Raw genomic sequence first — 14,026 nt, 5'->3', positions numbered from 1 at the left:
TAAAACGTGACCCTCAACGCGGATCGAACACAGCAGTGACGGCTGGGAGCGCAATCAGCTGCGCTGAAACCCGCTTATTCCGTCGGATTCAAAAGACGGTGCATATGAACAATGAAGTAACGCATATGCGCGTTGTCGACGGTCGACTGCGCCTTGGATTTCCAAGCCACAAGAGCGCTGGCATAGTCGGGAAAGATGCCGACGATATCGAGTTCATTCAGATCCCGAAACTGAACCTGTTCGAGGTTCGACAGCTCACCGCCAAAAACGAGATGGAGAAGCTGCTTCTTGTCGCTGGACTCTGTCATTTTTTTCGTTTCATCCCATAGAATTTCTGCAGACATTTCATCTGCGCGATTTCATTTGAAAGGTCAACTCCGGGCAATTGGGGTAAGACTTCCCAACAACTCCGGCAAGACCTGACTGGAGGCCGCCACCAGAACCGGATGCGTAACATCCTGCCGGTTATACATCAGCGGCGCGCCCGACAGATCGGTGAGGCTGCCGCCGGCGCACGAAAGGATCAAGTCGGCAGCGGCGAGGTCCCAGTCATGCGAATTGCGCTTGACCAGCGTCGCGTCGATCCGGCCGTCGGCCACCAGCGCCAGCCGATACGCCAGCGAAGGAACATGCTCGACCCGTTCGATGCGTTTGCGAATTGCCGGATCAAAACCGACAATCATGTCCTGGGCGCAGGCAACCTTCAAAAGTCCGGCGCTTTCGGTTGCCGACACCCGGATCACCGCGCCATTGCGACAGGCCGGACCACCGAGCACGGCCGTAAACTCCTCGTCAAGCGCCGGCGCCACCAGAATGCCGGCGGCGGGTCGTCCCTTGTGGACGACGGCCACGCTGACGCACCAGGTGTCTTTGCCGGCGATGAAGGCACGGGTGCCGTCGATCGGATCGATGACAAACAGTGTCTCGCGACCGAGGCGCGACGGATCATCATCGGTCTCCTCCGACAGCCAGCCATAGGCCGGACGGGCCTCGCGCAACACGGTCTCGAGCGAAAGATTGGCGGCGTAGTCGGCAGCACTGACCGGCGACTGGCCCTCGTTCTTCCACCAGACTTCCGGAGACTGGCCGAAGAAGGACAGCGCCACACGACCAGCCTCGCGGGCGGCTGCCGTGATCAGCTCCAGATCGGCCTGCCAGTCGAAGTCGCCCAAAGCCGTGGAAGATGGCGCTTCGCTGCCGTCAGAGCCCGGCAAGGGTCATGCCCTCGATTGCAAGCGTGGGAGCCGCGACACCGAACTTGCGATCGATGTCATCGGCAGGGGTGACGCGCATGAACATGTCCTTGAGGTTCGAGGCGATGGTCACCTCGGACACCGGATAGGTCAGCTCGCCATTCTCGATCCAGAAGCCCGAAGCACCGCGGCTGTACTCGCCGGTGATCATGTCGACACCCTGGCCGATCATGTCGGTGATATAGAGGCCTGTGCCGACAGCGCGGATCAGGTCTTCGGGCGAGATGTCGCCCGGCTCCAGCGCCAGATTGGTCGACGAGGGCGAAACGGCCGTGCCGCCACGAGCACCGCGGCCATTGGTGCGCAGGCCCAATTCGCGGGCCGCCGACGACGACAGGAACCAGTGCTTCAACACACCGTCCTCGATCATCGTCAGGCGTTCGCCACTGACGCCTTCGCCATCGAAGGGGCGCGAGGACGATCCGCGAACCTTCAACGGGTCGTCGGTGACGTTGAGACCGGCCTTCAGAACCGGCTGGCCCATCTTGTCGCGCAGGAACGAGGTCTTGCGGGCAACGGATGCGCCGTTGATGGCGCCGGCGATCGTGCCGACGAAGCCGCGCGCAACACGCGGGTCGAATATGACGGTCAGATTGGAGGCGGTCGGGACCTGGCGCGGGTTGAGCCGCTTGATCGCCCGTTCTGCGGCGCGTCGTCCGATCACTTCCGCGTCATCAAGATCGGCGTAATAGAGGCGGCTGTCGAAATCGTGGTCGCGCTCCATCTTGGTCCCCTCGCCGGCAATGACGCCGACGGAACGGGAAAAACGCGAGGCGGCATAACTGCCGGAGAACCCATGCGAGGTGACCAGAACCAGGCCACCCATGCCGGCAGAGGCGCCGGCGCCGAGCGAATTGCTGACGCCATTGACGCTGCGGGCGGCCTCTTCCATGGCGAGCGCACTTTCGCGCAGGCTGTCGCTGGAGACTTCCGTCGGATCGTAAAGCTCCAGATCGGCTATATTTCGGGCCAGATCCTGCTCATCGGCGAGCCCGGCATAGGGATCTTCCGGCGACACCCTGGCCATGGCAACCGCCCGTTCGGCAAGCGCCGTCAGGTCGAAGCCGGGATTGGCGGATACGCTGGCGACCTGGTTGCCGATGAAAACACGCAAGGAGAAATCATCGCTCTCGGAGGCTTCGGTCGATTCAACCTTGCCCATGCGGACGCTGACACCCTTGGATCGGGATCGCACGACAACCGCATCGGCGCGGTCCGCTCCAGCCTTGCGGGCCAGATCGACGAGCTGTTCGGCGCGTTGGAGAAGATTGACGGAATCAATTTCATTGGGCATGGCTTGGCCTTTCCTTCCCGCTCCATTTATTGTGCATTCCAGAGGGCATCAAGGGCGGTTCGGGCTTTTCCCGTTCACGAGCCCGGCATGCTGCCAAGGAGACCGCGTTTGTCCACCGCAACCGAAGCCCTTTTCACCCAACCCCTGCTGCTGCTCGGCGGCGCGGTTGTCGCCGCCCCGCTGTTTCGAAAACTGGGACTGGGGACGGTTCTCGGTTATCTCGCCGCCGGCGTGGTGATCGGACCCGTGCTGCACATGATCGCCGGATCGGGCGATATTCTGGCCGTGGCGGAGCTTGGCGTCGTCCTGCTGCTGTTCGTCATCGGGCTCGAGCTCAAACCCAGCCGGCTCTGGCACATGCGTCGTGACATTTTCGGACTGGGGGCGGCACAGGTCATCCTGACCGGCCTTGCCATGACCGGGGCGATCCTGCTTTCGGGGTTGCTCGACTGGCGCGCCGCCGTGGTCGCGGGTTTCGGCCTGGCACTGTCATCGACGGCATTTGCCCTGCAGATCCTCAATGACAATGGTGAATTGAACAGCCGCTACGGGCAGCGCTCGTTCTCGATCCTGCTGTTCCAGGACCTCGCCATCGTGCCGCTTCTGGCGATGATCTCGATCCTCGACGGCAATGGTGGCGAACAGGGTTCCTCCGCCTTTACCGAGATCGCCATGGCGGTCGGTGCGGTCGTCGCCATGATTCTCGCCGGGCGCTATCTTCTGACTCCGCTGTTCCAGGTGATTGCAAGAACGGGTGCGCGCGAGGTGATGATCGCGGCAGCGCTGTTTGTCGTGCTCGGCTCGGCCTATCTGATGCAGGTCAGCGGTCTCTCCATGGCGATGGGTGCCTTTCTCGCCGGCGTGATGCTGGCCGAATCCTCCTACCGCCACGAGCTGGAAGCCGATATCGAGCCGTTTCGCGGATTGCTGCTGGCGCTGTTTTTCATGGCCGTCGGACTGTCGATGGACATCCAGGTGATCGTCGACAACCTGCTGCTGATCACGCTTGCCGTGCCGGTGCTGATGATGGTGAAGGCGGCGGTGCTTTACAGCATCTGCCGGATCGCCGGATCGGCGCACAATGATGCCATCCGGATCGCCATGCTTCTGCCGCAGGGCGGCGAATTCGGCTTCGTGCTGTTCACCACGGCAGCCGCCAGCGGCATCCTGACCGGCGCGACCTCGTCGCTGCTGATCTCGATCGTGACGCTGTCGATGGCGCTCACTCCCCTGGCGACCCTGCTGGCCAGGAAGCTGGTCTCCGAAGACAGTGGCGAACGCGAACAGATGGAAGAGGATTTCGAGGGCGCAGGCGCCGATGTGCTGATGATCGGCTTCTCCCGTTTCGGCCAGATCGCCGCCCAGATCCTGCTGGCCAGCGGCCGCGACGTGACGACCATCGACGACAGTGCCGATCGCGTGCGCCAGGCGGCGCAATTCGGTTTCCGCATCTATTTCGGCGATGGCAAAAGGCTCGACGTGCTGCGCGCCGCCGGCATCGAGAAAGCCAAGATTGTCGCGGTCTGCACGCAGAAAAAAGAAGTGACCGATGCGATCGTCGACCTGATCCGCGCCGAATATCCCGATGTCCGGCTCTATGTGCGGTCCTATGACCGCATCCACAGCCTGTCGCTTCGTGCCCGCGACGTCGAATACGAGCTGCGCGAAACGCTGGAATCCGGTCTTTTGTTCGGGCGCAGGACCCTGGAAGGTCTCGGCGTCTCGGAAGACGAGGCCTATGACATCGGCGAGGACATCCGCCGCCGCGACGAGGAGCGCCTGCGGATCCAGGCACAGGAAGGCATCCAGGCGGGACGCGACATGCTGCATAACCGGCCGGTCAAGCCGGAACCGCTGGTCAAGCCCAAGCGCCCCGTCGCGCCGATGGTCGGAGAAGAGGCCGGTCCGCACAGCTAGTCTAGATCGGCCGGTGTCAGCGCCTGATGAAGTCTTCCATGCGGGCTGAAATCTCGCGCTTGAGACCGTCCTTCAGGCCTTCCGAGGCTTCGAAGATCTGGCGGGCTTTCAGAAAATCGAGCACGCGGAAGGAATTGACCTCCGGGCGCAGATAGATATCGGGCTGGCAGATCTTCATTTTCAGCGCGACGTTCGACTGCATCATCAACTGTGATGCACCAAAGAGACTGTCGATGCGGTTGGGCATCAGGGAGCCGTCGCCTTCCGGCGCGCCGACGACATCGACGCCGATGGTGATGTCGGCCTCGCCGATCAACAGGTCATAGGGCACCGGATTGAAGATGCCGCCATCGATCATCAGCCGGCCCTTGATGGTGACCGGGGCAAACAGTGCCGGAATGGCGGCCGAAGCGGCGAGCGCCTCATAGAGATCGCCATGGTCGCAGATCTGCTCGCACTGGCCGTAATAATCCGTCGCCATCACCTTCAGGGGAATGCCGAGGCCGGTAAAATGCGTCGGGATTTCCGGCGGCAGGAAGGCTTGCAGAACGCGCTGCAGGTTGAACTGGCCGAGGCGAAAGCCGCCAAGCGCATCGCGCATGCTGGCCGGGCGCAGGCCCCAGAGACGGTTCAGAACCTGGGCGCGATTGTCGGCCAGGTGCAGTGCATAGTCGCGGATGTCGCGGCCGCTCATACCAGCGGCATAGGCCGCGCCGATCAGGGCTCCCATGGAGGACCCTGCGATGATCGACGGCTTCAGGCCGAGTTCGTCAAAGACTTCCAGCACGGGCACATGGGCAAAGCCGCGGGCACCGCCGGCACCCAGCGCCAGGCCTATTGTCGGCTGGACATGCGTGCCGGAAGACGGGATCGGGGTCTCAGCAATTATATCCATGGCACCTGTTCTCTTGATCGAAGTCAGGCAGGCCTATAGGAAAAGAAGTACATTTTCGTGTCACCGAAGGTGCGCTCCTCGGTGAAGGCAAAAACCGGGTCGACCGTGACCTGGACATCGCCGCGCTCCTCGAGAATGACCAGCGCGCCGGGTGCCAACCAGCCGCCCTTATGGGCCGAGAGCATCGCCTTTTCGCCCAGGCCCTTGCCATAGGGCGGATCGGCAAAGAGCAGGTCGAACGGCTCTATATTGTTGGAAGGACCGAGATCCGTCGCATCACGGCGCAGGATCCGCGCGCGGCCGTGCAGGCCGAACGCGTCGATATTTTCCCACAGCAGGCTGCGACCCTCGACACTGTTTTCAACGAACAGCGCCGATTTGCAACCGCGCGACAGGGCCTCGATGCCGACGGCACCGGTGCCGGCAAAGAGATCCAGAACACGCGTCCCGTCCAGCAGACCCGGATGGGCGTGGGCCAGAATGTTGAACAGGCTCTCGCGCGTCCGGTCGATGGTCGGCCGGATATCATTGGACTTGGGCGTGGCCAAAGCACGGCCACGGAATTCCCCACCGACAACCCGCATGCCGGCTTACCTCTTGCCCTTCGGCGGGCCACCGCGGCCAGCGCCGGAAGGCTTGCCGCCTGCACCGCGCGGGCCACCGTCGGCCCGTGTGCTTGCCGGACGTCCGCCGGGCTTGCCGAACGGCTTGCCGGCAGGCTTTCCACCCGGCTTGCCGCCGAAGGATTTTCCGGCGGGCTTGTCGCCAAACGGTTTTGCGCCGCGTGGCTTGTCACCGAAGGGTTTTGCGCCGAACGGCTTGTCGCCGCGCGGCCGGTCATCACTGGGACGATCCGAGCGAGGACGATCACCGGCCGGGCGATCTGCGCCGAAACGTTCGCCACGCGGCGCATCGCTGCGCGCACTGTCGCCACGGGGGCGATCGGCGAAATCGCGGCGTGGGCCACGATCCGTTGTCTCACGGCGCGGGCCGCGGTCACCGGTTTCGCGACGCGGGCCGCGGTCGCCGAAGCCACCGCGCTTGTCGCCGTCACGACCTCCATCCCTGGCAGCATCTCTGGCACCGCCTCTGCCACCATCACGACCACCGGGCTTGGTGTCCGGGCCATCGGCGCGGATCCAGTCGCCTTCCTCGTCGCGGGCACGGCTCACCACAACGCGCGGGCCGGTGTCACGGTCGGCGAAATCATTGCGGCCCTTGCTGTCCGGGTTGAAACGTGTCGAACCCTTGGTCGGCTTGCCATCCTTGCCACGGCCGTAACGCTTGCTTTCCGGCAGACCTTCGCGGCGGGCGCGCGGTGCCTTGGCCTCTTCGCCCTCGACGGCTACCTTCTTTTCGGCGACAGGACGGGCACCAGGGGCCATCCAGACATTGGCGGTGCGGCTCTTTGGCGCCATCGGCGCACGCTTCGGCTTGTCACCGAAACGGCTGCCTTCATCACGGGCACCGAAGCCACGCTTTTCTCCGTCACGCTTGCCGGCCGGCTTGGTGCGGCTGTCGTCGCGACGGGTATCCAGGCGGTCGAGCGCACGTTCGCGCTTGTCGCCGGGCTTTTCGCTGAAGCGCGGCTTGGCCGGGCGCTCCTCGCGACGCTCTTCGCGCGCCCATTCCGCCTTGGCGGGCTTGGCCTTTGCCGGAGCGTCCTCGTCTTCATCGTCAACGGCACCGCCATGGGCGAAGATCGGCGCATCGAAATTCGCCTTGGCATCTTCGATCAGGCGCGGACCCAGCTGGTCACGCAGCATGCGGCCACGGACTTCCTGGACATCGCCTTCCGGCAGGTCGCCGAGCTGGAACGGGCCGTAGGAAATACGGATCAGGCGGTTGACCTCGAGACCGAGCGCGCCGAGCACGTTCTTGATTTCGCGGTTCTTGCCTTCGCGAAGGCCCATGGTGATCCAGACGTTGTGGCCCTGCTTGCGGTCGAGCGTTGCATCGATCGCACCATAGAGCACGCCATCGACGGCCATGCCTTCCTTGAGCTTGTCGAGTGCCGGCTGATCGACCTCGCCAAAGGCGCGGACGCGGTAGCGGCGCAGCCAGCCGGTGGTCGGCAGTTCCAGAACCCGCGCCAGGCCACCGTCATTGGTGAGCAGAAGCAGGCCCTCGGTATTGATGTCGAGACGGCCGATCGACATGACGCGCGGAAGTTCATCCGGCAGATTGTCGAACACGGTCGAGCGACCTTCCGGATCGGAATTGGTGGTCACCAGGCCCGCCGGCTTGTGATAAAGCCAGAGCCTTGTGCGCTCGATGCCGCGGATCGGCTGGTCATCGACCTCGATCTTGTCGGACAGCGTCACGTTGACGACGGGCGTGTCGAGCACGGTGCCGTTCAGCTTGACCCGGCCTTCCATGATCATGCGCTCGATGTCGCGGCGCGAGGCCACGCCAACGCGCGCGAGCAGCTTGGAAATGCGCTCGGGCTTCATCCCATCGTCGCCGGCCGGTGAATCGGACCGGGCTGCGCGTGCGGGGTTGATTTCGGTTTTGGCGGCCGGCTTGCGAGGAAGCGGCTTTGCGCCGCGATCAGAGGGCTTGCCCGCCGGTCGCTTGGACTTGTCTTTGAATGTCATTTGCTATTTGCCTGTGGTTTGGGCTGTCGTATCAGGTCGCGCGGCTCTGGTTAAGTGGAAAGTTCACGCATGACTAAGACAAACGGCTTCATGGAGGCGGCTTTTGCCGAGGCGCGCGCTGCCGGGGCCCGTGGCGAGGTGCCGATCGGTGCCGTCGTCGTGCATGACGGCGAGATCATCGGGCGGGCCGGCAACGAGACGCGGGCGCAAAACGATGTCAGTGCACATGCCGAAATCCTGGCGATCCGTCGGGCGGCGGCGATCATCTGCGACGAGCGCCTGGTCGATGCGGATCTCTATGTGACGCTGGAGCCGTGCACGATGTGCGCGGCGGCGATCTCCTTTGCCCGGATCCGCAGGCTCTATTATGCGGCCCAGGACCCGAAGGGTGGCGCGGTCGATAGTGGCGTGCGGTTTTATGCGCAAGCCACCTGCCATCACCAGCCGGAGGTCTATTCCGGCTTTCGCGAGAGCGAGGCGGCGGACATGCTGCGGGCATTTTTCCAGGAACGGCGTGAGAGCTAGACCGGTTCACCCGGCGGCAAAGGCCTTCAGCGCGTCGCCGGACAGGCGGTAGCGGATCCACTCAGTCTGTGGCTCGGCACCGATCGCGTCATAGACGCGGATTGCCGGCTCGTTCCAGTCGAGCACGCTCCATTCGAAGCGGCCGCAGCCCTTGTCGACGGCAACCTTGGCCAGATGTTTAAGCAGCAGCTTGCCGGCGCCGGAACCGCGAAAATCGGGCGAAACATAGAGATCTTCGAGATAAAGCCCGCTCTTCGCCTGCCATGTCGAATAATTGTAGAACCACACGGCAAAACCCGCCGGTTTACCATCAGCCTCGAGGATCCCCGCTTCGGTGACGGAACCCTCTCCGAAGATTGAGGCCCGGATGGTCTCCTCCGTCGCTTCGACCTCGTGGCCCGCCTTCTCATAGACCGCGAGTTCGGTGATGAAGCCAAGGATGGTTGCAGCGTCGTCAGGCGTTGCCGGGCGGATGGTGAATGTCATGTGCTATATCCATACGAAAAAGGCAGGTCGTTGCCGCCCTGCCCTGATCGAAACCTGTCTGCAAATCTTATTGGAAGGGCATCCACCAGGAGCTGTTGCTCTGCTGGGCGGCCTTGGCTTCCTTCTTGCGACGCTTCTGCTTCTTCAGTTCCGGTTCGCCGAGATCGGCCAGCGCGGTCTCTTCCGTCTTGCGGTAGTCGGTCGGTGGATCCGACAGCAGGCGGCGCTGGTCGATATAGGCGCCCTTCTGCAGCTTGCGGGCTTCGCGGAAGGCCTGCCATTTCTGGGTTTCGGTCATCGTGCCGGCCGTGCCGTAGCCGGCGAGCAGTGGCGAACGGTAGTTCGGGTTGCTGGAATTGGCATCGGCTTCCTCGACCAGGCGCTCACGCGTCTGCTCGGGCGCTTCGACCCATTCCGGATTTTCCTTGCTGGCCAGCGACTGCTGCGGCTGAACCAGGGGCGCCTGGGCGACCGATGGCGGCATGACCAGTTCCGGACGCGGATTGTACTTGGTGCCCTTGTTGGCCGGCTCCTTGCCGCCAATCGACACAGCAGAGCCGACGTCATCGGCCAATTGCTCGATCGCCGTCTTGTCGGTGCCATAGGTCGGGCTGCCGAGGCAACCGGTCAGGCCGAGCGTCGCGCCAAGAAGGCCCGCGACACCAAAGCCAACTCTGAACAGATATGCCGATTTCATCAGTGCCTACCAGCCTCGCCGCATTTCGTTCTGTCTTGCCGAAATTCCCAGCGTGTCCGCTGACAGTAAATTTCGGCCATTTTCAGGCAGTTTTACCGGATGGCCCGCCAAAGCGCAAACCATCCGGTAATATTTCGTCAGTGCGCTGCCGCCAGCTCACGCAAGGCCTTCGCATCGCGGGCCGAGACATCGGGATAGTCGGCATCGCTGCCGACATCCTTGGTGATCTTCCAGGAGCGGGCGCATTTGGTGCCTTCGGCCAGCTTCGGCTCGACCGAAACCTTGGTGCCGTCGTCCAGACGGAAGGCCTCCTGCGGGCCTTCATCGCCCACCACGGAGATATCCGAGGTGATGCAGATCTCGGCAAAGTCGAGGCCTTCGAGGGCGGCCAGCAGGTCCGGATCGGCGACATGAACGACGGGAGCCGCTTCGAGCGACGAGCCGATGCGCTTGTCCTTGCGCTCGATTTCGAGCGCGCCGGTGACGGCACGGCGGACCGTGCGGACCTTTTTCCACTTCTCGGCCAGTGCCTCGTTTACCCATTCGGCCGGGATCACCGGGAACTGTTCGAGATGAACCGAGACGGCGGACGGATCACGTGACAGCCAGGCCTCTTCCGTGGTGAACGGCATCATCGGGGCAAACCACAGCACGAGGCTGTCGAACAGCTTGCGGATGACAAACAGGGCCGAGCGGCGCTTCAGGCTCGACGGCGCGTCGCAATAGAGCGTGTCCTTGCGGATGTCGAAATAGAAGGCCGAAAGCTCGACATTGGCGAAATCGGTCAGCGCCCGGGTGATGCGCTTGAAGTCGAATTCGTCATAGGCCTTGCGCACCAGCTGGCCGAGTTCGGCCAGCCGATGCAGCATCAGCTTTTCGAGTTCCGGCAGATCGGCATAGGAAATCTCCTCGCCCTTGTCATGGGCGAGCGTGCCGAGCATCCAGCGGATGGTGTTGCGGATCTTGCGATAGGCGTCGATATTGGTCTGGATGATCGTCTTGCCGACGCGCAGGTCCTCGGCATAGTCCGACGACATGACCCAGAGGCGCAGGATATCTGCGCCGGCATCGTTCATGATCGTCTGCGGGGCGGTGACATTGCCCTTCGACTTCGACATCTTCTCGCCCTTCTCATCCATGATGAAACCATGGGTGACGACGGCATCGTAAGGCGCGCGGCCACGCGTCGCGCAGCTTTCGAGCAGCGACGAATGGAACCAGCCGCGATGCTGGTCGGAGCCTTCGAGATAGACATCGGCCGGCCATTTCAGGTCGGGACGATCCTCCAGCGTAAACGTGTGGGTCGAACCACTGTCGAACCAGACGTCGAGAATGTCGGTGACCATCTGCCACTGTTCGCTGTCATGGGCATTGCCGAGGAAACGCTCCTTGGCACCTTCGGCGAACCAGGCATCGGCGCCTTCATTTTCGAAGGCTGCGAGGATGCGGGCATTGACCTCTTCATCCTTCAGCACATTGCCTTCGGCATCGGCGAAGACGCAGATCGGCACGCCCCAGGCGCGCTGACGCGACAGGACCCAGTCCGGGCGACCTTCGATCATGGCGCGCAGGCGGTTCTGGCCGGCTGCCGGCACGAAACGGGTGTCGTCGATGGCGGTCAGTGCGCGCGAACGTAGGGTCGTGCCGTCGCCGAAGTCCTTGTCCATGTAGACGAACCATTGCGGCGTGTTGCGGAAGATGACCGGCTTCTTCGAGCGCCAGGAATGCGGGTATTCGTGCTTGATACGGCCGCGGGCAAACAGGTTGTTGGCGGCGATCAGCGCCTCCATGACCCGCTTGTTGGCGTCGCCCTTCTTGCCGTTGTCGTCAAGCACGCGGGCGGCGCCGCCTTCAGCCGACGGGCCGAAACCGGGAGCGTCCTCGGTGTAATAGCCGGCGTCATCGACCGGGAATGGGATCTTGGTGTCGATGCCGCGCGCTTCTAGCTCACGGACGTTCGACATCCAGGCTTCAAAGTCTTCACGGCCGTGCGATGGGGCTGTGTGCACGAAACCGGTGCCGGCGTCATCGGTGACGTGGTCGCCATCAAGCAGGGGAACGGCGAAGGTGTAACCCATGTCGGCTAGGGGATGGGCGCAGGTGATGGCGGCCAGCTCACCGGCAGACACGCCACGCAGGCGGGTGAATTCGAGCTTGGCCTTGGCAAATGACTCCGACGCCAGCTTGTCAGCGAAGATCAGCTTCTCGCCCGGCTGAGGTCCGAAATCGTTGGCAGCAGCCGTCACTTCGTAGAGGCCGTATTCGACGCGCGACGAATAAGAGATCGCGCGGTTGCCGGGAATGGTCCAAGGGGTCGTAGTCCAGATGACGACAGAGGCTTCACCTGCGAGCAATTCGGGGAATTCAAACTTGCCGTCGACAACAGGCGCACGACGATTCACATCAACCACCGGGAACTTCACCCAGATCGTATCGCTTTCGACCTCGTGATACTCCACCTCGGCTTCCGCCAGCGCGGTGCGCTCCACAACGCTCCACATGATCGGCTTGGAGCCGCGATAAAGCTGGCCAGACAGCGCGATCTTCAGCAGTTCGCCGGCGATGCGGGCCTCGGCGTGGAAATTCATCGTCGTATAAGGACGGTCGAAATCGCCCTCGATGCCGAGGCGGCGGAATTCTTCCGACTGGATGTCGATCCAGCCTTGGGCGAATTCGCGGCATTCGCGGCGGAATTCGTTGACCGGGACCTCGTTCTTGTCCTTGCCCTTCTCGCGGTATTTCTCCTCGATCTTCCATTCGATCGGCAGGCCGTGGCAATCCCAGCCGGGCACGTAATTGGCATCATAGCCGCGCATCTGGAACGAGCGGGTGATGACATCCTTCAGCACCTTGTTCAGCGCGTGGCCGATATGGATATTGCCGTTGGCATAGGGAGGGCCGTCATGCAGGACGAACTTTTCGCGGCCGGCGGCAGAGGCGCGGAGCTTCTTGTAGAGGTCCATCTGGCGCCATTTGGCGGCCATTTCCGGCTCCTTCTGCGGCAGGCCTGCGCGCATCGGGAATTCGGTTTCCGGCAGATAGAGGGTCTTGGAATAATCGAGCTTTTCAGGGGTATCGGTCATGATCTAGCCATTGAATGCGCGCCGTCAGGGCAGCGCTAAAAAATCGGGAACAGTCGTTTGAGACGGAGAAGCGCTGTGCAAGCGCTGAAAACCCGGACCCTCCGGCAGCTCAAAGCGCGCGGAAGGCCGGGCCTATAATTCGCTGATCTATGATCAATCGACGATATCGGGTCATGGTGGCCGGTTGTTTAAGATGTTTTCCCGGGAAAAGGAAGAGGGTTGAGGCGTGCGCCGACATAGATCGCCCCGAAGGGTGGTAAAGCATCCGGTGGCGCGCAGCCTGTAGAGGACGACCAGGCTAAAACGCGATCTTTTCATCCAGCGCGCCGATCGGCCGGACGCCGGCAAGCAGAGCCCTTGCCTCCTGCTCGTCCTTCCTGATCTGGGCAACCAGCGGATCGAGGCCGTCGAATTTCCACTCGTCGCGCAGATGGCCGAAGAAGGAGACCGAACAGGTCTCGCCGTAAAGATCGCCGGAGAAATCGAAAACAAATGTTTCCAGCCAGGCGGCGCCGTTGTCGGTGACGGTCGGGCGGTAGCCGAAGCTCGCGACGCCATCGCGGATCACGCCGTCAGGCCGGCGAAAGCGCACGGCGTAAATGCCGGCGCGCAGCGTTGCTTCCGGCGGAAGCTTCATGTTGGCGGTCGGGAAGCCGAGCGTGCGGCCAAGTTGGTTGCCCTTGACCACTCCCGCCTCGACGGTGAAGCGGTAGCCGAGCAGGCCGGCCGCCTCGGACACATTGCCATCGGCCAGAAGATTGCGGATGCGGCTGGACGACACCACGTCGGCGCCTTCGTCACGGAAGGCATCGACCAGCGTCACGCCAAAGCCATGGCGGCTGCCTGCTTCCATCAGGAAGGCCGGACCGCCCTCGCGACCCTTGCCGAAATGGAAATCGAAACCGGTAACCACCTCGCGGGCGCCCAGCCATTCGACCAGGATGGAGCGGACGAAATCCTCGGCCGAGCGCTGGGAAAAATCGACGTCGAACGGATATTCGATGACCGACTGGAAACCCATGGCCTCGAGGATGCGGGCGCGCAGCGGGGCCGGTGTCAGGCGAAAAACCGGTTTTTTCGGATTGAAGACCGAGCGCGGATGCGGCTCGAAGGTCAGGACAAGCGCCGGGACGCCCAAGGCTTCGGCGCGTTCCAGCGCACGACTGAGCACCGCCTGATGGCCGCGATGCACGCCATCAAAATTGCCGATCGCCACGACACCGCCGGTCAGGAGCGAAGGCAGCGCTTCTTTCTTCTCGTTGCGATGGAATACGGTCAT

At 62.8% G+C, this 14,026-nt stretch carries 12 protein-coding genes; 2 read left to right on the top strand and 10 right to left on the bottom strand.

The features are described 5' to 3' along the window. Nucleotides 1-74: 74 nt before the first annotated feature. The 3 genes from LQ231_RS06635 to LQ231_RS06625 form a co-directional block, all read right to left on the bottom strand. Nucleotides 75-308 (bottom strand): DUF4170 domain-containing protein, encoded by a 234-nt coding sequence (locus tag LQ231_RS06635; protein ID WP_113140715.1) that lies wholly within the window; start codon nucleotides 306-308, stop codon nucleotides 75-77. Between the two features lie 63 nt (nucleotides 309-371). Next, on the bottom strand, nucleotides 372-1,214 hold the full coding sequence (locus LQ231_RS06630) for a 3'(2'),5'-bisphosphate nucleotidase CysQ (protein WP_230170754.1): 843 nt from the start codon (nucleotides 1,212-1,214) through the stop codon (nucleotides 372-374). Further along, nucleotides 1,201-2,547, bottom strand: coding sequence for a TldD/PmbA family protein (locus LQ231_RS06625; RefSeq protein WP_230170753.1), 1,347 nt, complete (start codon nucleotides 2,545-2,547; stop codon nucleotides 1,201-1,203). The genes LQ231_RS06630 and LQ231_RS06625 overlap by 14 nt, the downstream gene beginning before the upstream one ends. An 87-nt stretch (nucleotides 2,548-2,634) precedes the next feature. Here LQ231_RS06625 and LQ231_RS06620 point away from each other — a divergent pair, with 87 nt between their 5' ends. Beyond that, nucleotides 2,635-4,464 carry a monovalent cation:proton antiporter-2 (CPA2) family protein gene (locus LQ231_RS06620; protein ID WP_230170752.1) on the top strand — a complete coding sequence of 610 codons (1,830 nt, stop codon included), beginning with the start codon at nucleotides 2,635-2,637 and terminating at the stop codon, nucleotides 4,462-4,464. 16 nt (nucleotides 4,465-4,480) lie between these two features. On the opposite strand, the gene LQ231_RS06615 is transcribed toward LQ231_RS06620, so the two are convergent. Genes LQ231_RS06615 through LQ231_RS06605 form a run of 3 tightly spaced genes read right to left on the bottom strand, consistent with a single transcriptional unit; the run spans nucleotide 4,481 to nucleotide 7,956 of the window. Next, nucleotides 4,481-5,359 carry a patatin-like phospholipase family protein gene (locus tag LQ231_RS06615; RefSeq protein WP_230170751.1) on the bottom strand — a complete coding sequence of 293 codons (879 nt, stop codon included), beginning with the start codon at nucleotides 5,357-5,359 and terminating at the stop codon, nucleotides 4,481-4,483. 23 nt (nucleotides 5,360-5,382) lie between these two features. Beyond that, a complete protein-coding gene (gene rsmD, locus LQ231_RS06610) occupies nucleotides 5,383-5,943 on the bottom strand; it encodes a 16S rRNA (guanine(966)-N(2))-methyltransferase RsmD (protein ID WP_007597573.1) in 561 nt (186 codons plus the stop codon). Nucleotides 5,944-5,949: 6 nt separating this feature from the next. Next, nucleotides 5,950-7,956 carry a pseudouridine synthase gene (locus tag LQ231_RS06605; protein ID WP_230170750.1) on the bottom strand — a complete coding sequence of 669 codons (2,007 nt, stop codon included), beginning with the start codon at nucleotides 7,954-7,956 and terminating at the stop codon, nucleotides 5,950-5,952. A gap of 69 nt (nucleotides 7,957-8,025) precedes the next feature. Here LQ231_RS06605 and LQ231_RS06600 point away from each other — a divergent pair, with 69 nt between their 5' ends. Continuing rightward, nucleotides 8,026-8,481: a nucleoside deaminase gene (locus LQ231_RS06600; protein ID WP_230170749.1), complete on the top strand. Its 456-nt coding sequence runs from the start codon at nucleotides 8,026-8,028 to the stop codon at nucleotides 8,479-8,481. A 6-nt stretch (nucleotides 8,482-8,487) separates the two neighbouring features. On the opposite strand, the gene LQ231_RS06595 is transcribed toward LQ231_RS06600, so the two are convergent. From LQ231_RS06595 to LQ231_RS06580, 4 genes are all read right to left on the bottom strand, one after another. Then, nucleotides 8,488-8,967, bottom strand: a complete 480-nt coding sequence (locus LQ231_RS06595) for a GNAT family N-acetyltransferase (RefSeq protein ID WP_230170748.1) — start codon at nucleotides 8,965-8,967, stop codon at nucleotides 8,488-8,490. 67 nt (nucleotides 8,968-9,034) lie between these two features. Continuing rightward, nucleotides 9,035-9,664, bottom strand: a complete 630-nt coding sequence (locus tag LQ231_RS06590; protein WP_113140424.1) for a hypothetical protein — start codon at nucleotides 9,662-9,664, stop codon at nucleotides 9,035-9,037. A 137-nt stretch (nucleotides 9,665-9,801) separates the two neighbouring features. Beyond that, on the bottom strand, nucleotides 9,802-12,747 hold the full coding sequence (gene ileS / locus LQ231_RS06585; RefSeq protein WP_230170747.1) for an isoleucine--tRNA ligase: 2,946 nt from the start codon (nucleotides 12,745-12,747) through the stop codon (nucleotides 9,802-9,804). Between the two features lie 298 nt (nucleotides 12,748-13,045). Then, nucleotides 13,046-14,026 (bottom strand): bifunctional riboflavin kinase/FAD synthetase, encoded by a 981-nt coding sequence (locus LQ231_RS06580; protein ID WP_230170746.1) that lies wholly within the window; start codon nucleotides 14,024-14,026, stop codon nucleotides 13,046-13,048.

The organism is Rhizobium sp. CECT 9324 (genome assembly GCF_918741265.1).
Lineage (GTDB): Bacteria > Pseudomonadota > Alphaproteobacteria > Rhizobiales > Rhizobiaceae > Allorhizobium.
This window is presented reverse-complemented; position numbering and strand designations above follow the sequence as displayed.